Raw genomic sequence first — 23,493 nt, forward strand, 5'->3', positions numbered from 1 at the left:
GGCGAGGTTGTGACAGAGAGATGTGGATTTTCTCAAGTTTAAATAGATAAATACTTGCGAAACATACTGCTGTTGGTGAAAATGCATGAAAAAAGTGGGGTATAATCCTAAAAATGATAGAATTTATCTGTTGACATGTTGTGGTAAAACAGATAAAGTTTTATGTGGTGAAAGATATGACTGTTACCAGACATACGATGAGAATTATGTGGCCGTGACAGTTACAATAATATAACATGAGAGGCATATATTTATGAACGAATGTTTAAGATCCCATTATTATGACGAGGACGAGATGCACGAGATGCACGAGGAGTGCGGAGTCTTCGGTATCTATGATTTCGATGGAAATGATGTGGCGAACACGATCTATTATGGTCTGTTTGCATTGCAGCACCGTGGACAGGAGAGCTGCGGTATAGCGGTGTCAGACACTGCTGGTCCTAAGGGCAAGGTCAGCTCCTTAAAGGGCATGGGTCTTGTGAATGAGGTGTACACACCTGATTCACTGAGCAAGCTAAAGGGAAATATCGGTGTGGGTCATGTGAGATATTCAACAGCCGGTGCCAGCACTATAGAGAATGCACAGCCACTGGTTCTCAATTATGTAAAGGGAACTCTGGGACTTGCACACAACGGCAATCTGGTAAATGCTCCTGAGCTTAGACGTGAGCTGGAACTCACAGGCGCTATATTCCAGACTACAATTGATTCTGAGGTAATAGCTTACCATATAGCCAGGGAGAGAGTTAAGTGCGGTTCCGTTGAGGAGGCTGTCACTAGAGCTCTCAAGAAAGTAAGGGGATCATATTCACTTGTCATCATGAGTCCTAGAAAGCTTATTGGAGCCAGAGATCCATTTGGTTTCAGACCGCTTTGTATAGGAAAGCGTGATAACGCATACATACTGGCATCTGAGAGCTGTGCGCTCGATACAATAGGTGCCGAATTTGTCAGGGATGTGGAGCCTGGAGAGGTTGTAACCATATCACCTGAGTATGGAATCCAGTCGTACAAGAACATGTGCCAGGAGCAGCATGCAAGATGTATATTTGAGTATATATACTTTGCGAGACTTGATTCAGTCATAGATGGAATGTCTGTGTACGATTCGCGTATCACAGCCGGAAGATGCCTTGCAAAGGACAGCCCGGTTGACGCTGATGTGGTAGTTGGCGTTCCTGAATCGGGAAATGCGGCGGCTATGGGTTACTCACTTGAATCGGGTATTCCATATGGAACGGCATTTGTCAAGAATGGATATGTGGGAAGAACATTCATAAAGCCACAGCAGAGCCAGAGAGAGTCCAGCGTGCGTGTCAAGCTGAACGTCCTTAAGGAGGCTGTAAATGGCAAGCGTGTCATAATGATAGATGACTCTATAGTTCGTGGAACTACGAGTGACAGAATAGTTGGCATGCTCAGGGAGGCAGGAGCGACTGAGGTCCATGTAAGGATCAGTTCACCTCCATTCCTGTATCCATGCTACTTTGGAACTGACATTCCGGACAGAGAGCAGCTCATAGCATACAACAGGTCTGTGGATGATATATGCAAGATCATAGGTGCCGATTCTCTGGCGTACCTGAAGATGGAGAGGCTTCCGGAGCTCTCAGGCGGAAGACAGTACTGCCATGGATGCTTCAGCGGCCAATATCCTATGAAACCGCCTACAGAGGACATCAGAGGCGACCACGAGAATTTCAAGAGAGGATCGGAGTCACATATTATATCATGAGGAGGGGCCCGCATAAGCGGGAGGAGTCCTGGTGATAGCGCACGAAAGTGCGCACTTGTCGGAAGACAAGATATGAGGAGGGACCCGCGTAAGCGGGAGGAGTCCTGGTGATAGCGCACGAAAGTGCGCACTTGTTGCAAGACAAAAATTGTAAAAATTCGGAATCATATCAGCGGAAAAGCAGATATTGATTCCGAATTTCTGGTTTATGCAAAAAAAGCATGGAAATAATCTGAAACCCATGTATAATAGTTGTGTGATAAGATATAAAAGCATTTGTCAGCTGGCAGATGCGGGAGACTACAGGAAGAAAGAGGTAAAGACATGAGTAAGGACAAGTACGAAAGCCCACTGTGTGAAAGATACGCTAGTAAGGAAATGCAGTATATTTTCTCACCTGATATGAAGTTTAAGACATGGAGAAAGCTGTGGATAGCTCTTGCTGAGACAGAGAAGGAGCTTGGTCTCAAGGACGAGAACGGCAATCCAAGAATCACAGATGAGCAGATCGAGGAGCTCAAGGCTCACGCTGATGACATCAACTATGATGTTGCCAGAGAGAGAGAAAAGCTGGTTCGTCACGACGTAATGAGCCACGTATATGCATACGGTGTTCAGTGCCCTAAGGCAGCAGGAATAATCCACCTTGGAGCAACAAGCTGCTATGTAGGCGATAACACAGATGTTATCGTTATGACAGAGGCATTAAAGCTTGTCAGAAAGAAACTCATCAATGTTATAAATGAGCTGGCAAAGTTCGCAGATCAGTACAAGGATCTCCCAACTCTTGCATTTACACATTTCCAGCCTGCACAGCCAACGACAGTCGGCAAGCGTGCAACACTCTGGATGCAGGAGCTGCTCCTTGACCTCTCTGATATAGAGTACATGATCAGCCAGCAGAAGCTTCTCGGATCAAAGGGAACAACTGGAACACAGGCAAGTTTCCTTGAGCTCTTCGGAGGAGATCACGAGACAGTGAGAAAGATAGATGGAAAGATCGCTGAGAAGATGGGATTTGCTGAGTGCTATCCTGTATCAGGCCAGACATATTCAAGAAAGGTCGACTCAAGAGTTCTTAATGTGCTCTCAGGCATCGCACAGAGTGCACACAAGTTCTCAAATGATATCAGACTTCTCCAGCACTTAAAGCAGATAGAGGAGCCATTTGAGAAGAACCAGATTGGTTCATCAGCTATGGCATACAAGAGAAATCCAATGAGAAGTGAGAGAATCGCATCACTTGCCAATTATGTAATGTGTGACGCGCTCAATCCTGCTATCACAGCCGCAACACAGTGGTTTGAGAGAACACTGGATGACTCAGCAAATAAGCGTATCTCAGTTCCAGAGGCATTCCTTGCAGTTGACGGAATCCTTGATCTGTACCTGAACGTTGTTGATGGTCTTGTGGTATATGACAAGGTTATCTACCAGTGCTTCATGAAGGAGATTCCATTCATGGCAACAGAGAATATCATGATGGATGCTGTTAAGCGTGGCGGCAACCGTCAGGAGCTTCATGAGAAGATCAGAGAGTACTCAATGCTTGCAGGCGAGCAGGTCAAGAAGTACGGAAGAGAGAATGACCTCGTTGACCGTATCGCAGCAGACCCTGACTTTGGTATGACAAAGGAGGAGATCGTATCTATCCTTGAGCCAAAGAACTTCGTAGGTCGTGCTCCTGAGCAGACAAGAGAGTTCCTGGAAGAGGTCATTCAGCCTATCCTCGATGAGAACAAGGATATCCTCGGTGTTACTGCGGAGATCAATGTATAAAGATCTGAATTAAAATGTATATAGAGTAAATAAGACGCTGGCGCATTTACGCTGGTGGTATGTCCGCTTAATATTGGATATATCCCAAGGTTTATGTGCTGGCGCTTTTTGTATTCAAATTTATAAGTGATTGTGCCAATATGGTTAGAAAAAAATAACTAGAGAAGACTAAATTTACTTAAGTTATCTTTTGATATAGTCATGATAGTTATTGAACAGCCTTGGAATGATATAGTATAATATTATCAATAATAATTGGAGGTTGATAGTATGCCAGAAATATCACTGTTTTATGGAATCAGAATAACTATGTATTATGATGATCATAATCCGCCACATTTTCATGCAGAATATAACGGAAATAAAGCTATAATAGATATAAATGAAGCACGGGTTATAAAAGGTGCATTGCCTTCAAGGCAGTTAAAGCTCATACTTGCATGGTGTGTCATTCATCAAGATGAGTTAATGCAGAATTGGGAATTATCGAAGGATGGTTTGCCATTAAACAGAATAAATCCATTGATTTAAAAGTTATGTATTATACAGAGAGGGGGAATTGGCATGATATATGATATAGTACAGGTAGTTCCATTTGAAGATTATACAGTATATGTGTATTTTGAGGATGGCAAAATTGTATGTTATGATGCAAAACCACTACTGGATAAGAAAGTGTTTGAACCGCTTAGAGACAAAGATTTCTTTTTGAATTCATGTACAATTTTGAATGGAACTTTGGCATGGGATGTGACAGGAACGAGGGATACATCGAAATGTCTGGATATAGATCCGGATACGTTATATGAATTGGAAAATGTAAAAGATAAAATAGCATAACATAAATTGGTATACAGTAAACTATAAATGGCTGGTGTATGGACGAAACGTCTGTGCGCCAGTTTTTTTGTGCAGACAACAATACAGAGTTTGTATATGCACAGGATTTTGGTGGCTGGCGGGGTAACTATGAAAAAAATGATCAGCGTGATATAATGAGCATTGTTCGATGTATTTATGAAATATAAGGGGATATATTATTATGATGAAACTGACAAAGGAAGAACAGCACAGGCAGTGCATAAAAGAGATCAAAGCGACGCTGCTTGTGGTATTTATATGTTTTTTATGGCATGTGCTAACCGCGTTCCTGCTAAATGACACCGGGTGGACGGTATTCCATATGCCGGCGTGGTTTGTGGTCTCGGTGCTTGGAACAGTGGTGCTTGCGGTAATCGGGGTATTCTGGCTGCTTAAGTTTGTGTTCGTAGATTTCCAATATGAAGAGGATGAGAGTGAGGGTGAAAATGAACAGTAATCAGATATTGATCTTATCGGTTTTTCTCGGATATCTGTTATTCAATATTGTGGTGAGCTTTGTCTACAGCAGAAGGGCGGAGAAAAGTCTGCACACAACGTCCGAGAAGAAGTATTTCATAGGCGGAAGAAATATGAACGGAATCGTCCTAGCCATGACGATCATGGCGACATACACTTCCGCAAGTTCATTTATATCAGGGCCGGGTGCAGCGGGTCTTACATATGGATATGCACAGGCGTGGATAGCTGCTATCCAGGTCCCGGTCACATTTCTGGTGCTCGGTGTGCTTGGAAATAAGCTGGCGATAGTGTCCAGACGAACGGGCGCTGTGACAGTGGTGGGCTACTTCAAGGCGAGATACAAGAGCGATGCGCTGGTGGTCATCACGAGCCTTGGACTTATAGTTTTCTTCATAGCACAGATGATAAGCCAGTTTACAGGCGGGGCCACACTTATAGCATCCATAACGGGAATGGATCATGTGACTTCACTTTTGATATTTGGCACAGTCGTGATATTGTACACAGCTATTGGCGGATTCAGTGCGGTTGTCATAACTGACACGATTCAGGGAATAGTAATGTGTATCGGAACATTCCTGTTTATATTCTTTGTCTTAAGGAGCGGGGGCGGTCTTGCAGCGATAGATGCCGGTCTTCAGACAAATCTGCCGGAGGTGTACGATGACATTTTCTCGAAATACACGCCAGGAGGACTGCTCAGCTATTGGGTGCTTGTGGGATTTGGAACGTTGGGACTTCCCCAGACTGCTGTGCGTGCCATGGGATTTAAGGATACGAAGAGCATGCACAGAGCGATGTGGATCGGAGTTCTCACATGCAGCTTTGTGATCGTGGGAATGCATCTTGCAGGAACATGGGCTGGCGCACTTGTCGATACTGATAATCTTCCAACTTCGGATTATTTTATACCATATATAGTACAGAAGATCATGCCGCCTGGAATAGCAGCGATATTTCTCGCAGCGCCGATGGCAGCAGTCATGTCGACAGCAGATTCGCTCCTCATACTTGCCACAGCAGCTATAGTGAAGGATCTGTGGAAGAATTACGTGGTGGGTGATGATCCGGTGAAAAATGAGAAATACGACAAGAATGTCAAGCTGGTGAGCACGATACTTACGATGTTGCTCGGCGTGGTGGTGATGGTTCTCACGATCAATCCGCCGGATATAATTTTTATGCTCAACATGTTTGCATTTGGCGGACTTGAATGCACATTCTTCTGGCCCCTTGTGGGAGGCCTGTTCTGGAAGAAGGGAACTAAGCAGGCGGCGGTGTGCAGCAGCGTAGGCGCGATCGCGACATATATATTTGCAACGTATTTTATCAAGATCGCCGGGATAAATGCGGTCGTGTGGGGACTGATGGTAGGTGCGGTGCTGTACTTTGGAATTGGATTTGTAACGGGAAGAAAAGGACTTGATCCGGATATTCTGGACAAGTGCTTTTGATATGTGCGCAGGATGTATGAACATGAAAATAGAGTTGAAAGGTAAAACTAAGCATGAATGAGATAAACGACAACAAAAAAGCAATGTCCGAGGATGTGAAACAGGCGCTGATAAGGTTTAACAAGGACAACATCTATGTCCAGAACCTGAAGATAGAGCTGGTCGATATGAGTCTTGGATATGTGAAGGGCAAGATGATGGTCACAGAGGATGTCCTTAATCCATATGGTTCTGTGCATGGTGGATGCCTGTACTCACTTGCGGATATAGTGAGCGGGATCGCAGCATGTACCTACGGAAAGTTTTCTTCAACTATAGATGGAACCATGACATATATAGCTCCGGCTATGAACACGGAGTATCTCATATGCGAGGGAATGGAGATCCGCCAGGGCAAGAAGGTGTCACTGTACGAGGCAAATATTTACGATGACAAGGGACAGCTTGTGGACAAGGCAAGGTTCTCATTCTACATGATGAACCGCTCTGTTGTGGAATAGATGGGAGATGTAAGGCAAGGTGAAATATACAAATGTTATCTCAGGCAAGTTCGTAGAAAGGCAAAACAGGTTCACAGCCCATGTGGAGATAGACGGAGTTACAGAGACCGTGCACGTAAAGAACACAGGGAGGCTTAGCAGTTTGCTGATACCGGGGAACACGGTCAGCCTTGAGAAGTCTGCAAATCCAAACCGCAAGACGAAATACGATCTCATAGCGGTGGAGGATCCAAAGCTTGGCTGGGTGAACGTGGATAGTCAGGTGCCGAATAAGGTGGTTTTGGAATGGCTTAAAACTAAGGATTATGACTTTATAAAGCCGGAGTATGTATACGGGGATTCAAGGATTGATTTCTATATGGAAAAGGATGGCACGAAGTATCTCATGGAGGTCAAGGGCTGCACTCAGGAGATCGATGGGATAGGATATTTCCCGGATGCACCCACCGACAGGGGAGTCAGGCATTTGCGGGAGCTGATGAAGGCGGTCTCCGAGGGATATAAATGCTATGTTGCATTTGTCATTCCGATGACAGGGATAACTGAGGTCAGGCCAAATGCGGAAATACACAGGGAGTTTGCGGAGACTTTCTATGAGGCGAAGGCTGCCGGCGTGGAGGTGTTAAATCTCATATGCCGGGTTACACGGGATGAGCTGGAGATAGTGGAGCGTTGGATTCCAGATCGTGGATGAGAATGATGAGGAATATATAATGGTTTGCAGGCTGTCGTAGATGAGGAGTGTTTTAGCAGATATAAGCAGCTTTGGTAAGAAATAGGTGATAACAGATAAATAGATTAGTCTACGAAGCGTAGAACCCGCATAGATTCACCATATTCTACGCCTCGTGGGTGTGATTTGCAATAAAAAGGGGAGATAATTGAGCCAGAAAGGAGGAAAACATATGGACCAGATTAAAATTGGACGATTCATCGCTGATGAGAGAAAGAGAAAGGGATATACTCAAAAACAGCTTTCTGAAAAAATTGGAATCAGCGATAAAACAATTTCAAAATGGGAACGAGGAAATGGTTTTCCGGAAGTTTCATTACTGTTGCCGTTATGTGATGAATTAGAGATAACAGTGAATGAATTACTATCTGGCGAAAGAGTATCTGAAGATGATTATCGAAAGAAAGCTGAGGTTAATATGGTGAATTTAGTTAGAGAGGCACAGGAAAGCAAAAAGAAAATTATTTTGTCTGCAATGGTCGCGACACTTACGATAGTTGCGGCATTTCCATTGTTTTTATTGTCAGGAATTCTGGAGATGGAGAATTGGCTGAGGGTTCTGCTTATCGCAATAGGGTTAGTAGTGGTATGTGGCGGAATAGTGATTGCGTGTATTCTTGATAGAGAGGCAGGAGCATTTGAATGCCCTGATTGCAACACAAGGTTTGTTCCGGATATGAAGTCATATGTAATGGGAGCACATACATTAACAAAGCGTAAATTAGTTTGTCCTCATTGTGGTGCACATAGATATTGCAAAAAGGTGCTTACAAAATAGATTCAAGGAGAGGTCATGGAGATAAAAAAGATTGATGAAGAATTTTCATTGTGTCAGGTGGAAGATTACACATATGCGAATCTCGATTCTGAGTATTGTTTTATAGGAAAAACTGATGAGGAAAAGTCTCTGGTATGCCCGGTGAGTGAAGTGCCGGCAAATGTTATAAAGCGTGATGATGGCTGGAGAGCCTTCCGCATTCAGGGCGTATTGGACTTTTCTTTGATCGGGATTCTGGCTAAGATTGCATCTGTTTTGGCGGATAACGGAATTTCGATATTTGCAGTATCCACATATAATACTGATTATGTTATGGTGAAGAAGGAGAATTTTCAAGATGCACTTGAAGTTCTGGCGGCAGCAGGGTATGAAATTGTGGATTGAGAGTTGATAGATAATTTCAGTGAAAATGAAGATTGAATTAAATAAATTTAGGAAGGAGCTAGATTATATTTGAGGGGCTGGATAAAAAATAATTATAAAATGATCTTAGTAGTATTGGCATTTGTTATTATAGGACCAATAATTATAAATTGCCTTTTTAAATTGCATCCATCAAGAGAATTTTTTGTGGCAGAATGGGACGCTTCAGCAATGCTTTCTTATTATGGAACAATAATTGCAGCTGTAATTGCTATTTATGGTATTTTTATCACAATACGGTATAGTCAAAAGAGCTACAAGGATGATGTTCGAGACAGGACAATGCCATTTATTGTTATAGATATGTTGAAAACAAGATCGAGAACTAATCTGTTTAAATCAAAAGATACAAAAATTTGTGCAAAGCAAGTAGAAGGATATTATGAATATAAGCTTACAGATTATTACTGTATCCTAGAAAATGGTGTAATTAGATACAGCACTGGACTGACAAAAACTCAGCAGGAGTTGCTGGATAACGGGGGAACGAGATGGGTTTATTCTGAAAATGGCGGGAGATTGCAAGTAGTGGACGACATTTGTGTGCCGTTTGAATTTGAAAATGTTGGAAATGGTGCTGCAATACGGATGCGATATGGCTTAAATCGTAAAGAGACTATTGAACATGATAGAAAATATTTACCAGTTTTATCATTAAAACCTAATACGCCGATGATGTTTCATTTGTTTTCAGAGAATTGTTCAGAAAATAGTGAAAACTTGGGGAGGTATGTACTCTCATTTTATTATGATGATATTTATTCAAATAGTTATGAACAATATTTTGAAATAAGTATTGAATATGATAATGAGAAAAAACGCCCTGTATGTTCGATAGATATGAGCCACGTTCAAAAATTTTTAGAAAGAAAAAATAATGGATAACTATTGAAGAGGTATCTGATTATTTTATGCAGAATTTTAGGAAAGGATTTTCTGTTGGAAATCTAAAAAACTCGACAATCTTATAAGGTTTATTTTTTAGTCCAAATTGGCGAAACAGTGTTTAGCAAATTCAAGAATTCGCTATCGGTTAGCATAGAACTTAGGGCAGATGCGGATGAGAGCTGGGTAGCAGAATCGATGAAGAGGTTATCAATGTAGCTAAAATAGAATTTCATGCAGATAAGCTTACTATTGAAGCATAGGTATCTGCCCGGTCTTTATATGAGAAGAATGGTTTCAGACAATCGTCGGAAGAATTTCTGGAAGATGATATATCACATATTCAGATAGTGTTAGAGTTGTAAAGTTTGACTTATAGTTGGAGGAATAACAAATGGACTATGCCTTATTACAAAAAATATACAATATCAAGTCATTTGTAGGATATACAGATGAGGAGATAAAAGAGCTGAGAGCGGGATTTGAGAGCATCCCACATACGCTATATGAGATATGGAAGAAATGTGGTAAAACAAGCGAGTTGTTCAATCATAGCAATGATCCCTGGGTTACTCTTGATTTTCAGCGCAGGTATAAATGGACAAGGAAGACAAAAGGATATTTTTATATATTGAATGAGAATCAAGGTGTATATCAGGTCGCGATCAGAAGGGCTGATATGGCTGAGGATGATCCACCTGTGTATGTCGTGGAAACGGATGACGATGGCACGGTCAACGAGATCGGCCAGGCTGAAAATAGTTTGTCTGCATTTATGATGGGAATGTTGATATATGAGGCGGCAATATCCTGTTTTGAGTTTTGCGCAGAGGATATTATCTGGTATGATGATGGTGACATTGAAAAGGTAGATGGCATATTAAATAAATATCCTTATCATGTTTATAACTGGTATTCTGACAGAATTGATCTGTACGCGAAAACTGATGAAGAAATCTTGTTTGTTATGCAGGGAGATTCTCCGAATTGCACATATTCAGCACGGACAGAAACGGCATATCAGGAGATTGACAGGCTGATAGGTGGTATTGGGGAAAGATAAGGAGCAGATTATGGTAGAGATACTATTTGGAGAAAGCTCGGCAGGCTCCATGAAAGCGGCAAAATGCGAGAATGTGGAATATAAGAATGGCCAGCCACTGTGGATACAGGGTTCTTCTGACGAGGTGATCTGCCTTGGTTTCATGCTGGACATGGGCTACATAGGCGAGGCAGTTGACAGTCAGTACCGCAAGGATTTTATCTACTCAATGTATGCTCAGAATCAGTGGGAGCAGGACGAGGAATATGAAAATGAACTTAAGAAACTTGGCAATGTGTACGCCGGTGAACTTGCAAGGCTTATAAGATTTCTTGAGGGTGGTGAGCCGGTAAGAATATGGTACAGTGACGCTCCATATTCAAGGTGTGGATTTTATCATGTATGCAGCATCCTGAAGAACTATCCAAATGAAGTGTCAGTTGTCACGCAGCCAGAACATGTTGTAAAGAAAAACGTAATAGTGTCGTATCATAGCTGGAGCGAGGTGGCGGCGGAGGAATTTGCTGGGTTCCTCGGAAATGAGAGGAAACTCACATCAGATGAGATAAGAATGTATGCGGAGATGTGGGGCGAGCTTGTCCTTGAAAATGCACCGCTCAGGGCTGTGGTAAATGGAACAGTGCTCAGTGTGTCAGATGATTTCTATGATTTTATCATTTGGAACAAGCTGACGGACAAGCCGGTTAAGGAGTGCAGGCTGATCGGTGACATTCTGGGACAGGTTACGATCGGAGTCGGCGACTGGTGGTATGCGGCGAGGATAGAACATTTCATAAGGCAGGGCAAGATAAAGGTTGTGGAGGATTCGGAGAATAAGTATGCACGTTTGATAAAAGGGTATTTGTAGAATGGAGACTGAGAATAGCGTGGATAAAGAAAAATCCAATAAAAATGTATCCGTTTGCTCTGTGCAAAAAAGCAGAAAAGCATCCCGAAAAACAAGGACAATTTATGATCAGGGTAAAGAAGGTTGCTGAATCAGAAGTAGCTGTGCTGATGGATATGCTGGGGGATCTCCCTATGACACATATTTTTCAGGAAGATGGTTTATATCTTGATGGAGTAGTACAGGGGATAAGGACCTTTGGAGATAACCCCAAGGCGGTCTCAAAGGAAGTATTTTATCGCGATGTGGCAAAAATAAATGGTTTGTCAACCAAACAAAGAGAGTTCTTTGAGAATTTCTATCTTAAAATAGAAGAAATTATAGAGGGTAGGGAATAAAAGATATTACGTGTTGGACATTATAGTAAATGGAGTGTTGAGGGCGAGATGTCAGCAGTTTGGATGATGTTCAAATATATAGTGGCTTTTCCTCTCGGGTCATGTTAGAATCACATGTATATGCAAATAAATGTGGAAGGAAAGATTACGGGGATTAGTTCCAGGTAAAATATGGTGAAGGTATATGGAAGATATGAAGAATGGTAAGCGAAGTTCATTTTCGGGCAAGCTGGGGTACGTGCTGGCGGCGGCAGGTGCATCGGTGGGCCTTGGAAATATATGGAGATTCCCTTATCTTGCGGCAAAGTACGGCGGGGGGATTTTCCTCATAATATACATCGTGCTTGCACTTACATTTGGTTATACTATGATAGTTGCGGAGACGGCGATCGGACGAATGACGAGAAAGAGTCCGGTTGGAGCATTCAAATCATTTGGAAAGAAGAAATGGCTGTCGTTCGGCGGCTGGATAAATGCAGTTATCCCCGTGCTTATAGTGCCGTACTATTCGGTTATCGGCGGCTGGGTCATCAAATATCTGGTGGAGTATTTCAGAGGAAATGCAAAGCTGCTGGCTGAGGATGGATATTTCACCGATTTTATATCAAATGGTGTGTCAACGGAGCTGTGTTTTGTGGCGTTCTGTGCATTTACACTTATCATTATATTTGCCGGTGTGCAGAACGGAATAGAGAGGGTATCCAAGATTATGATGCCTATTCTGATCGTTCTGTCAGTCATCATTGCTGTATATTCCGTGACAAGACCAGGCGCACTTGCGGGAGTAAAATACTTCCTTGTGCCAAATGTGAAGAACTTCTCGTGGATGACAGTGGTTTCTGCCATGGGGCAGATGTTCTACTCGCTTTCCATTGCCATGGGAATACTCATAACATTTGGCTCTTACATGAAGAAAGATACGGCGATAGAGGATTCGACCAGAAATGTGGAGATATTTGACACTGGTATAGCGATCATGGCGGGACTTATGATAATCCCGGCGGTATTTGCATTCTCTGGGGGAGATCCGGATACCCTTCAGGCCGGACCATCACTGATGTTTATCACTATTCCAAAAGTATTCCAGAACATGGGATTTGGAACTGTCATAGGAATTGTGTTCTTCCTGCTCGTACTGTTCGCAGCGGTTACAAGCTCCATAGCACTTACTGAGAGTGCAGTGTCAACATTTGAGGATGAGCTTGGATGGGGAAGAAAGAAGGCAACGGTGCTTGTGGGAGTTATCATGCTTGCGCTTGGAAGTCTGTCATCCCTTGGCTATGGCCCGCTGGCAGGAATCAAGATTATAGGCATGCAGTTCCTTGACCTGTTCGACTTCCTCACAAATTCGGTGATGATGCCTATAGCGGCACTTCTCACAAGCCTGCTTGTGTCAAGGGTAGTTGGAATAGATAAGATAGAGGATGAGATAATTCACGGCGAGAGTGCCTTCAGGAGAAAGAAGGTATTTGTAGTCATGATCAAATATCTCTGTCCTGTATTTGCCATCATTATCCTGCTCAGCTCTGTTGCAAATGCACTTGGCTGGATAAAGATGTAGACATGTATATAGATAATAAAGCCGCCCTGTCTGATACGTTATATGTATTAGACAGGGCGGTTTGTTATGTTCAGTATTTCTAGTTCTTTGTTGCGATGGAATTCAGATCTGGACTGACACTCTTGGTAGTTTAATTGGCTGTAGCTTGGAATTCGCTGACCTCATCCTGGCAGTCCGTCATAGTGCGCTCAATGGACTTAAGTGATTCATTTGTCTGAGCCACGGATTCGCTGACCTCATCCTGGCAGTCTGTCATAGTGCGTTCGATGGACTTAAGCGATTCTTTTGTCTGAGCTATGTCAGCTGGATTGTAGCTGACCATCTCGTCATCTTGCCCGTCTATGGATTTGGAGTATTTGGCTCCGTTCTTGATATCCTCCAGAATGCCCTCGTACATGGCGATCGTCTCATTTACTCTATCCTGTGTCCACACATATTTTTTGCCACCGGATATATATGAACTACCGATGATACTTTTGAGCTCGACTTTTTCGTTCTCAAGCCATGCCTTATACTCGTCGTATGTCCACCACTCAATATCAGGAGTTGGGAACTTTTCTTCAAACTCGGCGTCGGTCATGGCCTCAAATGTCTTTCCATTATCAAAGCTGTAATATGTCTTGCCGTCATCCGGATTTATATAGGACATTATTGTCTCCGTATCAACCGTGTCTGAAAAAGTGGTATTGGTAGTATCTGTAGCTTCGGTGACCGTACTGGATTCATCGCCCTTGGCCGATGTTGCAAATACTGTCACTGTTCCGGTGAATAAGACCATCGCTACAGCGAATGATATGATAGTCGTCTTTTTTGTTTTCATAATTGCTGTTATCCTTTCTTCGATTGCGTTTCTGCTAAAGTGGTTGCAGAGTGGCATAAAACCGCCCTTTGTCTCCTCCATACTGATCAGAGCCTTTGCGTAGGACGCCCTGCTTGTGCCTCCGAAATGGTGAATCACAGCCTCGTCGCAGGATAGCTCTATGTCTCTGTTGGCGAGAAAGTACATAATCCATACCAGAGGGTTAAACCAGTGTATGCAGACAGTGGTGATCAGCAGAAACTTGGTAACTGTGTCAAATCTTCTAATATGTATAAATTCATGTTCCAGCACGTAACACAGGGTATCTTCGTTTTCCCAGTCAGTTTTCTTGGGCATAAGAATCACTGGATGCCACACGCCAAATGTAAGCGGTGCCGAGATCAGATCTGACTGTCGTATGGACAGCTTGCGTTTTAAATTGTGAGTCTCCAGCCATCTGCGTGCAAATGCATTTTCAACTGGTAATGATGTCTGAAATTCCCTGTAGCATCTGATATATGCCGAGATAAAAAATACCGCGCAGAGAACAAGTCCTGCCACCCAGATGATATCCCACGCTGAAATCGTGAGAGTAGAAATCTGAGATTGAGGTGCCTGGGTGGAGACAGGCCCTTGCGTATTGACCGGCATGAATCTGACAGCCGGTGTTTCATTTATGTCAGAGACTGTTTTCTTTCCCAGCAGAGAATAGATGCTAAACTTAGATGGACATGAAAATGGTATTAGCAGCCTGATGATCGTGATTCCCCACAGTATCAGGAATGTCTTTTTAGGCAATCGGTTAATTGCCAGAGCGCGAATGACTGTGATCACCATGATCATGACAGCCCCGGCAACGCTCATTTGCAGTAAGCTCATATTCATCACCTCACTCCAAATCGTTGACGATTTGTTTTAGCTTTGCGATCTCCTCAGGAGAAAGCTTCTTTCTGCCGAGAAGAGCGGCAAATAGTTTGTCGGCAGATCCGTCGTAGACCTTATTGATAAGTTCAGTTGTCTCGGCTTCCTGTACCTCCTCCTTTGGTATTATGGCGTGGCACATGAAATTAGGCTCAGAGCGTTCAATTGCTCCTTTTTTGATGCACCTCTTGATCAACGTATATGTAGTGTTCATGTTCCAGCCAATTTCTTCTTTCAGGACATCGGAGATATGTTTGGCAGTTGTGTCGCCCTCGTCCCAGAGGACTCCCATCACCTTAAGTTCTGAATCAAAAAGTTTTATATCCATATGTGTTCTCCTTTGCAAACTACTGCAGTAGTATTATGTCTTTATAATACTTTTCAGCTAATAAAATGTCAATACTACTGGAGTAGTTTGAATTAAAATTAATATTTGCAGCATGGCGTGACTGATTCTGGCAGGTGATAAGATTTTGAAAGTTGACAGGATTTCTGTCCGGTTTTTATAATAATGTTTATGAGTACATGAAAGAAGGATTTTACATATGGATATAAAGAAAGTTGCTATTTTAGGAGCCGGAGCTGTAGGCTCTTATATGATATGGGGACTCTCAGAAAGAGATGACATAGAGCTTGGAGTTATAGCCGAAGGCGATCGTCAGGCTGTTTGATGGAACAGGACTTCACTACACGATATCGAATCATATCATGGTTGATCTGTGGAGCAAATTCAGACTCAACGTGTGCAACAATCTGCCACAGGCTATCCTTGGTGCGGGAGTGGGCTGTTACAGGGACAGTGAACACATGAGGATCATAAGCGATGCACTCAAGTCTGAACTTGAGGCGGTGGCTACGGCGAAGGGGATAGACCTTTCACTTGCCGAAGGGCCATCGGTGCACGGAAGTGCGGTTCCACCTTCAGCGAGATATTCGACACTTCAGGATCTTGATTCTGGAAGGCATACAGAGATAGATATGTTCTCGGGTGCACTAGTAAGAATGGGAAGAGAGCTTGGAATACCGATGCCTTACAATGAATTTGCGTATCATATGATAAAGGCGTTGGAGGAGAAAAATGACGGGCTGTTTGACTACGAGGGCAGGGAGAATGAGAGAACCTGTGCAAGGTGATATGCTTCGACGGCTGTATTGATGGTATGTTAGTATTGATACTGACTGGTGTAAGCTTTTTTTTCATAATAAGAAAATGCTTTGATACATTTGCTAAATTAAGGAGGTATTGTCTATCATGTTGACATCACTTGCACTCATTTTCATAGTCGGACTGGCGATGGGCGCCATCTGTCAGAGGCTTAAGTTGCCGCGCATCATAGGAATGCTGGCAACGGGAGTCGTTCTTGGTCCGTATGTGCTGGATCTCTTTGATCCGTCTATATTGTCCATATCTGCGGATCTCAGAAAGATAGCGCTTATCATCATACTTATCAAGGCAGGACTGTCCCTTGACCTTAAGGATCTGAAGAAGGCAGGACGCTCGGCTGTGCTGCTCTCATTTGTCCCGGCGTCATTTGAGATCATCGGATACATACTGTGCGCACCAGTTATACTTGGAATAAACCGCATTGAGGCAGCGGTCATGGGAGCCGTGCTTGGGGCGGTATCACCGGCGGTCGTTGTTCCGAGAATGGTGAATCTCATAGAGAAAAAGTACGGAACTGACAAGGCGATTCCGCAGATGATACTTGCGGGAGCATCCTGCGACGATATATTTGTCATAGTGCTTTTTACCACATTTCTCAGCATGGCGCAGGGCGGAAGTGCTCATGTCATGGATTTCGTGAATATTCCAATATCCATCGTGCTTGGAGTACTGCTTGGCGTGGCCGTTGGATATGGACTTTATCTGTTCTTTGAGACTTCCTATGCAAGGAAACACTGCGTGAGAAACAGCATGAAGGTCATCATCGTGCTGGGATTTTCGTTCCTGCTTATAGCGATAGAGGGCTGGCTTGAGGGAAAGGTGTCGGTGTCGGGACTTCTTGCGGTGGTGGCTATGGCATGTGTCCTGAAACTCAAATGCCTAGAGTCGGTGTCGGGAAGACTCTCACAGAAGTTTGGAAAGCTGTGGCTTGCGACGGAGGTCATATTATTCGTGCTTGTGGGTGCGGCTGTGGATATCAGATACACCCTGGCAGCAGGACTTCCGGCACTACTTATGATATTTGTCGCACTGGCATTTAGAACGGTTGGTGTTCTGATCTGCGTGGCACATACATCACTTACATGGAAGGAAAGGCTGTTCTGTGTCATCGCGTATCTTCCGAAGGCTACAGTTCAGGCAGCCATTGGATCAGTTCCGCTTGCGGCAGGGCTGGCATGTGGTAATATAGTATTGTCGGTTGCCGTGCTGGCGATCGTGGTGACTGCGCCACTTGGAGCGATAGGAATAGATGGAACGTACAAGCATTTGCTTAGTGAGGATAAGTGATGTTTTGCGTTCGGTAGATATAGGAGACAAGTATGAATAGATTGAACAGTAAGATAAAGAACATTATATTTGACATGAACGGCACAATGATATTTGACGGAAAGTATCATGAGATAGCATGGAAGGATTATGCGGAGAAGCTTGCCGGCAGACAGATGAGCACGGAGGAGTTTCAGCATCATGTGCTGGGGCACACGAACAAGGATATTCTGGAATACCTCATGGGAAAGGGCACGCTCACCGAGGAGAGAATACTTGAACTTACCGAGGAGAAAGAGGCTATGTACAGAGAGATGTACATGGAAGATACTGCAAACTTCAAGCTGGTGGATGGTCTAGTGGCATACCTTGATAAACTTAAGGAACAGGGGATAAATATGAACATAGCCACAGGGTCAAATATGACAAATCTCGCATTCTATTTTAAAGAGTTTGATCTCGGAAGATGGTTTGACATAACGCTGTGCGCATACGACGATGGAACCATGAATGCTAAGCCGGCTCCTGATATGTACATCCGGGCCATGGAGCGTATCGGAGCAGTGCCGGGAGAGACCATGGTCATAGAGGATGGACCGTCGGGAATCCGGGCAGCGGCGGCAGCCGGAGCCGGATATATAGTGGGAATCTATGGTGACTCATCAAGAGAACTGCTTGAGAAGACAGGGCTGTGCGATGAACTGATTCCAGATTATAGAAATATGTGATAAGAATAGGGCGTGTTCAAATGGACGAACATGCTCTATTTTACTATGGTATATGGGTGTGGGGATGATTCTTACAACAACTCCATAAGTTTATTTGCAGCAACGCTCATACCACGGCGCCTGTCACTGATGATACACATGTGACGCTTTGGTATGGGCTTTTTAAATTGCAGGCGGAACAGGTCGCCGCGGTCTATATAGCTCTGGGCGAAGTCTGCCATGATGGAGCCGATGCCGAGATTTCTCATGACGAACTGGGCAATCATATCGCTGGTAGAAAGCTCGAATTCGGGCTGCAGAGTCACGCCCTCATGGCTCAGAAATGTGTCGACATATGCGCGTGTGCTTGTGTCATGCTCCAGACAAATGATCGGAAGCTCGTCAAGCTCGTGGTAATCCAGAGTTTTGCCCTGAAGATATGAAAACCTTGGTCCGGCGATGAAGATGTCCTCAATCTCCCTTGCCTGCTTGATCTCCATGTGAGGATCGGCGGGAAGAGGACTGGTGACGATACCGAAGTCTATGTTGCCTGATAGCAGATGATTTATCGTGCTGGGAGTCGGAGCATTTGTGACATGAACCTTGATCCCCGGATATAGCTGGTGGAAATGCTCCAGATATGGCAGGAGATAGAACTGTAGTGTCATATCGCTTGCACCTATCCTTATCTCACCGGTCTCCATGTGGAGGAGCTGTGAGAGCTGCTGTTCACCCAGGGAGATGGATTCGTATCCCGCTGCAACGTGGGAGTAGAGGAGTTCTCCGGCATTTGTCAGTGAGACGCCCTTCTTGGTTCGGATGAACAGTTCTATGCCGATCGCCTGTTCCAGAGCTTTGATCGCCTGACTTACGGCTGGCTGGGATATACACAGTTCCCTGGCAGCGGCGGATATGCTGGATGCTTTGGCAACATGGTAGAAGATTTTGTAATATTCGAAATTTATGTTCATTTATAATTTCCTCCAGATTCAATAGAGATCGTTTAATATGTGTGTGTCAACAATATGTTTTATTGCAAAATAATTCAGAACTTTTTACCGTTCTATAATGGTACGATTGAAATAATTTTGCTTAAAAAATTATGCATATATAATATAAGTAAAATGGTGTTTGAGGTGGACAAAATCCATTATATTTACAGTTTATGTTGGTTTCTACAAAATGTAAAGATAAATATAAGATACACTTATAATAAATATAAATAATATTGATTTTACTTATGACATTATAGTGTTATAATGAAAAGGTATTGTGAGTGATCTGCTTATAAATATTATGTATAGGCAGAAACATTTGAACAGCCACAATACGGATATCAGAAAATATTTCAAAATGCTGCGAAAGCGAGGAAAAGTATTATGGTAAGAGCGGTTGTAGGAGCCAATTGGGGCGACGAAGGAAAAGGTAAGATCACAGACATGTTAGGCCAGGAGTCAGACATAATCGTAAGATTCCAGGGTGGTGCCAACGCAGGTCACACAATTGTCAATGACTATGGTAAATTTGCTTTACATACACTTCCATCAGGAGTGTTCTACAGTCACACAACAAGTATCATTGGAAATGGTGTTGCACTTAACATCCCTCTTCTTTTCAAGGAGATAAAGTCCATCACAGACAGAAATGTACCAATGCCTAAGATCCTTGTATCTGACAGAGCACAGATGGTTATGCCATACCACATTCTCTTCGACGAATACGAGGAGGAGAGACTTGCAGGTAAGTCATTCGGATCAACAAAGTCAGGAATCGCTCCATTCTATTCAGATAAATATGCAAAGATCGGTTTCCAGGTAAGCGAGCTCTTTGATGAGGAAGCACTGAAGGAGAAGATCGAGAGAGTTATAGTACAGAAGAACGTTCTTCTTGAGAACCTGTATCACAAGCCACTCTTAAAGGTTGATGATATATTCAACACACTCATGGAGTATAAGGAGATGGTTGCTCCTTATGTATGTGATGTATCAGCATACCTCTATGAGGCGATCAAGGAGGGCAAGAACATCCTTCTTGAGGGTCAGCTTGGTTCACTGAAGGATCCGGATCACGGAATCTACCCTATGGTTACATCATCATCAACTCTGGCAGCTTACGGTGCCATCGGTGCAGGTATACCTCCATACGAGATCAAGCAGATCATCACTGTATGTAAGGCATACTCAAGCGCAGTAGGAGCAGGCGAGTTTGTAAGTGAGATATTTGGCGACGAGGCAGATGAGCTCAGACGCCGCGGCGGTGATGGCGGTGAGTTTGGTGCAACAACAGGAAGACCTAGAAGAATGGGTTGGTTCGACTGTGTGGCATCAAAGTATGGCTGCCGTATCCAGGGAACAACAGACGTTGCATTTACAGTACTTGATGTACTTGGATATCTCGATGAGATCCCGGTATGTGTAGGCTACGATATCGACGGTGAGGTTACAACAGACTTCCCAACAACATCAAAACTCAAGAAAGCAAAGCCTGTATATGAGACACTTCCAGGCTGGAAGACAGATATCAGAGGAATCAAGAAGTACGAGGATCTTCCAGAGAACTGCAGAAAGTACATCGAGTTCGTTGAAGAGCATATCGGATTCCCAATCACCATGATTTCAAACGGTCCGGGAAGAAACGATATCATCTACAGAAACGCAAAGTAATTTGACCTGATTCACAGGGAAATCAAATAACAGAAAAATAACAGGGACACTTTCCAGTAAGAGATTATTAGGGAGTGTCTCTTTTGTTGTTGGAAATGGATTTCTATTTGTGGTGTAAGGAGATTGTAGAATAAGATTATATTTGTTATGATTATTTTATCGGCTTTCCGATAAAAGTTCTAGTGGATAGGGCGATGTGCAAAAAAAGCATATTGCAAATTTATTGCATGGAGGAGAAAAATGAAATACATCAAAATCAATGAAAACGGAATTCATATTGTATTTGGAATTACAGATAAAAATCAGATCAAATTGCTGCATTTTTCAAAAGCAGAATTTGATGAAAATGATATTTGCAAATTTGGAAAGGAATGTAAGGCAGAAGATCTGGTAAGAAAAGAGCAATTTATCGATGAGGCTTTTCAACTTGTACAGGTAAACCTTGCCGGATATAATCGCCCATATGAAAAGCATGGAAATAAACATATTTGTACAGCACCGGGATATTTATTGACCTATGCGGGGATGGAAGACAGTTGGAATGAGATTGGACGTAAGATAACCATTTATCAGGAAGATAAGGAAGAGACACATGTCCGCGTAGAAACAAGAATGCAGTTTTATAAGGGCACTTCTATCGTTCGTATGGTCAATAAAGTAATCAATGAAGGCGATAGTACACAGTGTCTGGAATATCTATCTTCATTTTGCTATACAGGAATTGAAAAAGAGGGAAAAAGCAATTCCGATGCGAAAATGAGAGTGCGCATTCCTTATAATGGATGGCAGAAAGAGATGAGTATCAAAGAATATAAGTTCGGAGATGTAGGACTGGCGCAAACACAACCCGGGGTATACCAGCGTACTTCACAGGTGCTTGAAGTATCGAATACCGGAAACTGGTCTACGAAGAAGTATTTACCATTAGGGTATGTAGAAAATACAGAGGCACATACAAGCTTATTCTGGCAGATTGAACATAACGGTTCCTGGCATTATGAGATCAGTGATCAGAATACGCATTTTTATGTCTGTGTCAGCGGACCGACCGAAGTACAGTCTCACTGGTTCAAAAATCTCGCGCCGGGCGAATCATTTGAATCGGTACCGGTTGCTGTGGGTGTGGCAGATGACAGCTTTGAAAAAGCAATGGGTGAGCTGACAAAATATCGCCGTATGATTCGAAGACCAAATAAAGATGATGAGAATTTACCGGTTATTTTCAACGATTATATGAATTGCCTGTTTGGTGATCCGACAACGGAGAAAGAACTTCCGCTGATTGATGCGGCTGCGGAATGCGGTTGTGAATACTATGTGATAGATGCCGGTTGGTATGCTCCCGGAGAATGGTGGGACAGTGTCGGCGAATGGCAGGAAAGCAGGGAGCGTTTTCCGAATGGAATTAAAGAAGTAACAGATTACATTCGTCAAAAGGGAATGATACCGGGCGTCTGGCTGGAACTTGAAGTGATGGGAATCAATTGTGAGAAAGCAAAGAATGCTCCGGATGACTGGTTCTTTATCCGTCATGGAAAGCGTGTATATGACCGTAGCAGATATCAGCTCGATTTTAGGAATCCGGAAGTCATCGAACATGTCAATGAAGTGATCGATCGGGTAGTCAAAGATTACGGAGTGGGATATATCAAGATGGATTATAACATTGAACCGGGCATAGGTACTGAACTTGGCGCGGAAAGTGTGGGGCAGGGACTGCTTGAACATGAAAAAGCATATCTAAACTGGCTTGATGATGTATTTGCACGTTATCCGGATCTGGTAATTGAAAACTGTTCCAGCGGAGGCCTTCGCATTGATTATGCGTTGCTCTCCAGATATAGTATCCAGTCTACATCGGATCAGGAAGATTACCGGAATTATGCGACGATAGCAGCAAATGCTGTGGCAGGAGTTACTCCGGAACAGGCGGCAGTCTGGTCGTATCCGATGCGCCAGGGAGACAAGGAAGAAGTAATTTATAATATGATAAATGCCATGCTGCTTCGTATTCATCAGAGTGGTCATCTGGCACAACTTCCGCCGGAACGTCTTGCATTAGTGAAAGAGGGAATTGCCTGTTATAAGACGATTCGTCAGGATATCAAATATGCGATACCTTATTGGCCGATTGATATTGCTGACAATGAGGATATGTGGGTATGCGGAGGCCTTCAGCTTGAAAACAAAGCATATCTTGCAGTATGGAAGCGGCAAATGGAAGGAAAAAATAATGACAGGTACATGAAAGCCGGCATAAACTGCACAGATGATAGTTTATCCATACCATTGGACAGTATTCCTTTTATCAGAGACGATATGCAGGTATCCTGCATTTATCCTAAGAAGGAACCGGTTGATTTTGAATTCAAAGGAAATGTATTAACGGTGCATTTTAAAAAGCCTGTTATGGCAAGACTTTTTGAATTAAGAAAGGGGATTGTTTAATAAGGCGGAATCTGATTCATCGTTTTGAATTTTATAGATTCCACT

Annotated in this window: 22 protein-coding genes and 1 pseudogene; 20 read left to right on the top strand and 3 right to left on the bottom strand. The window is 43.2% G+C overall.

What is annotated here, in order from left to right:
- The first annotated feature begins 253 nt into the window (after window positions 1–253).
- From purF to AB5150_RS08390, 15 genes are all read left to right on the top strand, one after another.
- Window positions 254–1,738, top strand: a complete 1,485-nt coding sequence (purF, locus tag AB5150_RS08320) for an amidophosphoribosyltransferase (protein WP_368291653.1) — start codon at window positions 254–256, stop codon at window positions 1,736–1,738.
- A 324-nt stretch (window positions 1,739–2,062) separates the two neighbouring features.
- Window positions 2,063–3,517: an adenylosuccinate lyase gene (purB, locus tag AB5150_RS08325; RefSeq protein ID WP_238050521.1), complete on the top strand. Its 1,455-nt coding sequence runs from the start codon at window positions 2,063–2,065 to the stop codon at window positions 3,515–3,517.
- A 270-nt stretch (window positions 3,518–3,787) separates the two neighbouring features.
- Window positions 3,788–4,048 (top strand): DUF4160 domain-containing protein, encoded by a 261-nt coding sequence (locus tag AB5150_RS08330; RefSeq protein WP_015533263.1) that lies wholly within the window; start codon window positions 3,788–3,790, stop codon window positions 4,046–4,048.
- A gap of 33 nt (window positions 4,049–4,081) precedes the next feature.
- Window positions 4,082–4,357 carry a DUF2442 domain-containing protein gene (locus AB5150_RS08335; protein ID WP_120000135.1) on the top strand — a complete coding sequence of 92 codons (276 nt, stop codon included), beginning with the start codon at window positions 4,082–4,084 and terminating at the stop codon, window positions 4,355–4,357.
- A 202-nt stretch (window positions 4,358–4,559) separates the two neighbouring features.
- The gene (locus AB5150_RS08340; RefSeq protein WP_117875398.1) at window positions 4,560–4,835 is read left to right on the top strand and encodes a YhdT family protein; all 276 of its coding nucleotides are present in this window, start codon (window positions 4,560–4,562) and stop codon (window positions 4,833–4,835) included.
- The gene (gene panF / locus AB5150_RS08345; protein ID WP_022216584.1) at window positions 4,825–6,312 is read left to right on the top strand and encodes a sodium/pantothenate symporter; all 1,488 of its coding nucleotides are present in this window, start codon (window positions 4,825–4,827) and stop codon (window positions 6,310–6,312) included. Before AB5150_RS08340 ends, panF begins: the two co-directional genes overlap by 11 nt.
- Window positions 6,313–6,365: 53 nt before the next feature.
- Window positions 6,366–6,812, top strand: coding sequence for a PaaI family thioesterase (locus tag AB5150_RS08350; RefSeq protein ID WP_055273642.1), 447 nt, complete (start codon window positions 6,366–6,368; stop codon window positions 6,810–6,812).
- A 19-nt stretch (window positions 6,813–6,831) separates the two neighbouring features.
- A complete protein-coding gene (gene sfsA / locus AB5150_RS08355; protein WP_368291656.1) occupies window positions 6,832–7,506 on the top strand; it encodes a DNA/RNA nuclease SfsA in 675 nt (224 codons plus the stop codon).
- Between the two features lie 211 nt (window positions 7,507–7,717).
- Complete coding sequence (locus AB5150_RS08360; protein ID WP_368291658.1) at window positions 7,718–8,323, top strand: helix-turn-helix domain-containing protein; 606 nt, start codon at window positions 7,718–7,720, stop codon at window positions 8,321–8,323.
- 15 nt (window positions 8,324–8,338) lie between these two features.
- Window positions 8,339–8,707, top strand: a complete 369-nt coding sequence (locus tag AB5150_RS08365; RefSeq protein WP_368291660.1) for an ACT domain-containing protein — start codon at window positions 8,339–8,341, stop codon at window positions 8,705–8,707.
- 186 nt (window positions 8,708–8,893) lie between these two features.
- Window positions 8,894–9,631 (top strand): hypothetical protein, encoded by a 738-nt coding sequence (locus tag AB5150_RS08370; protein ID WP_147341862.1) that lies wholly within the window; start codon window positions 8,894–8,896, stop codon window positions 9,629–9,631.
- A 394-nt stretch (window positions 9,632–10,025) separates the two neighbouring features.
- Window positions 10,026–10,694 carry a hypothetical protein gene (locus AB5150_RS08375; RefSeq protein WP_368291662.1) on the top strand — a complete coding sequence of 223 codons (669 nt, stop codon included), beginning with the start codon at window positions 10,026–10,028 and terminating at the stop codon, window positions 10,692–10,694.
- Window positions 10,695–10,704: 10 nt separating this feature from the next.
- Entirely contained in the window at window positions 10,705–11,541 is an 837-nt protein-coding gene (locus tag AB5150_RS08380) for a DUF3658 domain-containing protein (RefSeq protein WP_368291665.1), read from the top strand.
- 104 nt (window positions 11,542–11,645) lie between these two features.
- Entirely contained in the window at window positions 11,646–11,918 is a 273-nt protein-coding gene (locus AB5150_RS08385; RefSeq protein WP_368291667.1) for a hypothetical protein, read from the top strand.
- Window positions 11,919–12,102: 184 nt separating this feature from the next.
- A complete protein-coding gene (locus AB5150_RS08390) occupies window positions 12,103–13,479 on the top strand; it encodes a sodium-dependent transporter (protein ID WP_215672659.1) in 1,377 nt (458 codons plus the stop codon).
- 130 nt (window positions 13,480–13,609) lie between these two features.
- Here the strand turns inward: AB5150_RS08390 and AB5150_RS08395 are convergent, their stop codons facing one another.
- Entirely contained in the window at window positions 13,610–15,157 is a 1,548-nt protein-coding gene (locus tag AB5150_RS08395) for a M56 family metallopeptidase (RefSeq protein WP_368291669.1), read from the bottom strand.
- 10 nt (window positions 15,158–15,167) lie between these two features.
- Window positions 15,168–15,527: a BlaI/MecI/CopY family transcriptional regulator gene (locus tag AB5150_RS08400; RefSeq protein WP_015533249.1), complete on the bottom strand. Its 360-nt coding sequence runs from the start codon at window positions 15,525–15,527 to the stop codon at window positions 15,168–15,170.
- 217 nt (window positions 15,528–15,744) lie between these two features.
- Between AB5150_RS08400 and AB5150_RS08405 the strand changes: the two are divergent.
- From AB5150_RS08405 to AB5150_RS08415, 3 genes and pseudogenes are all read left to right on the top strand, one after another.
- A pseudogene (locus tag AB5150_RS08405) lies at window positions 15,745–16,333 on the top strand (ketopantoate reductase C-terminal domain-containing protein).
- Window positions 16,334–16,451: 118 nt separating this feature from the next.
- Complete coding sequence (locus AB5150_RS08410) at window positions 16,452–17,651, top strand: cation:proton antiporter (protein ID WP_368291671.1); 1,200 nt, start codon at window positions 16,452–16,454, stop codon at window positions 17,649–17,651.
- A gap of 32 nt (window positions 17,652–17,683) precedes the next feature.
- A complete protein-coding gene (locus tag AB5150_RS08415; protein WP_368291674.1) occupies window positions 17,684–18,358 on the top strand; it encodes an HAD family hydrolase in 675 nt (224 codons plus the stop codon).
- Between the two features lie 71 nt (window positions 18,359–18,429).
- Here AB5150_RS08415 and AB5150_RS08420 read toward each other — a convergent pair whose 3' ends face one another.
- Window positions 18,430–19,308, bottom strand: a complete 879-nt coding sequence (locus AB5150_RS08420; RefSeq protein ID WP_055223716.1) for a LysR family transcriptional regulator — start codon at window positions 19,306–19,308, stop codon at window positions 18,430–18,432.
- Window positions 19,309–19,716: 408 nt separating this feature from the next.
- Between AB5150_RS08420 and AB5150_RS08425 the strand changes: the two genes are divergently transcribed.
- Window positions 19,717–21,000, top strand: a complete 1,284-nt coding sequence (locus AB5150_RS08425) for an adenylosuccinate synthase (RefSeq protein ID WP_004849677.1) — start codon at window positions 19,717–19,719, stop codon at window positions 20,998–21,000.
- A 240-nt stretch (window positions 21,001–21,240) separates the two neighbouring features.
- The gene (locus AB5150_RS08430) at window positions 21,241–23,448 is read left to right on the top strand and encodes a glycoside hydrolase family 36 protein (protein ID WP_055143885.1); all 2,208 of its coding nucleotides are present in this window, start codon (window positions 21,241–21,243) and stop codon (window positions 23,446–23,448) included.
- Window positions 23,449–23,493 lie beyond the last annotated feature (45 nt).

It is taken from the genome of Coprococcus sp. RTP21281st1_F1_RTP21281_210402, assembly GCF_040915325.1.
Taxonomy (GTDB): domain Bacteria; phylum Bacillota; class Clostridia; order Lachnospirales; family Lachnospiraceae; genus Coprococcus; species Coprococcus aceti.

Excerpts from the sequence above, each read along its gene's own strand:
- AB5150_RS08340 (WP_117875398.1), top strand. The coding sequence starts at position 4,560 with ATGATGAAACTGACAAAGGAAGAACAGCACAGGCAGTGCATAAAAGAG.
- AB5150_RS08350 (WP_055273642.1), top strand. The coding sequence starts at position 6,366 with ATGAATGAGATAAACGACAACAAAAAAGCAATGTCCGAGGATGTGAAA.
- AB5150_RS08360 (WP_368291658.1), top strand. The coding sequence starts at position 7,718 with ATGGACCAGATTAAAATTGGACGATTCATCGCTGATGAGAGAAAGAGA.
- AB5150_RS08375 (WP_368291662.1), top strand. The coding sequence starts at position 10,026 with ATGGACTATGCCTTATTACAAAAAATATACAATATCAAGTCATTTGTA.
- AB5150_RS08390 (WP_215672659.1), top strand. The coding sequence starts at position 12,103 with ATGGAAGATATGAAGAATGGTAAGCGAAGTTCATTTTCGGGCAAGCTG.
- AB5150_RS08330 (WP_015533263.1), top strand. The coding sequence starts at position 3,788 with ATGCCAGAAATATCACTGTTTTATGGAATCAGAATAACTATGTATTAT.
- AB5150_RS08430 (WP_055143885.1), top strand. The coding sequence starts at position 21,241 with ATGAAATACATCAAAATCAATGAAAACGGAATTCATATTGTATTTGGA.
- AB5150_RS08365 (WP_368291660.1), top strand. The coding sequence starts at position 8,339 with ATGGAGATAAAAAAGATTGATGAAGAATTTTCATTGTGTCAGGTGGAA.
- AB5150_RS08400 (WP_015533249.1), bottom strand. The coding sequence starts at position 15,527 with ATGGATATAAAACTTTTTGATTCAGAACTTAAGGTGATGGGAGTCCTC.
- purF (WP_368291653.1), top strand. The coding sequence starts at position 254 with ATGAACGAATGTTTAAGATCCCATTATTATGACGAGGACGAGATGCAC.
- AB5150_RS08385 (WP_368291667.1), top strand. The coding sequence starts at position 11,646 with ATGATCAGGGTAAAGAAGGTTGCTGAATCAGAAGTAGCTGTGCTGATG.
- AB5150_RS08420 (WP_055223716.1), bottom strand. The coding sequence starts at position 19,308 with ATGAACATAAATTTCGAATATTACAAAATCTTCTACCATGTTGCCAAA.
- AB5150_RS08415 (WP_368291674.1), top strand. The coding sequence starts at position 17,684 with ATGAATAGATTGAACAGTAAGATAAAGAACATTATATTTGACATGAAC.
- purB (WP_238050521.1), top strand. The coding sequence starts at position 2,063 with ATGAGTAAGGACAAGTACGAAAGCCCACTGTGTGAAAGATACGCTAGT.
- panF (WP_022216584.1), top strand. The coding sequence starts at position 4,825 with ATGAACAGTAATCAGATATTGATCTTATCGGTTTTTCTCGGATATCTG.
- AB5150_RS08395 (WP_368291669.1), bottom strand. The coding sequence starts at position 15,157 with ATGAGCTTACTGCAAATGAGCGTTGCCGGGGCTGTCATGATCATGGTG.
- AB5150_RS08410 (WP_368291671.1), top strand. The coding sequence starts at position 16,452 with ATGTTGACATCACTTGCACTCATTTTCATAGTCGGACTGGCGATGGGC.
- AB5150_RS08380 (WP_368291665.1), top strand. The coding sequence starts at position 10,705 with ATGGTAGAGATACTATTTGGAGAAAGCTCGGCAGGCTCCATGAAAGCG.
- AB5150_RS08335 (WP_120000135.1), top strand. The coding sequence starts at position 4,082 with ATGATATATGATATAGTACAGGTAGTTCCATTTGAAGATTATACAGTA.
- AB5150_RS08425 (WP_004849677.1), top strand. The coding sequence starts at position 19,717 with ATGGTAAGAGCGGTTGTAGGAGCCAATTGGGGCGACGAAGGAAAAGGT.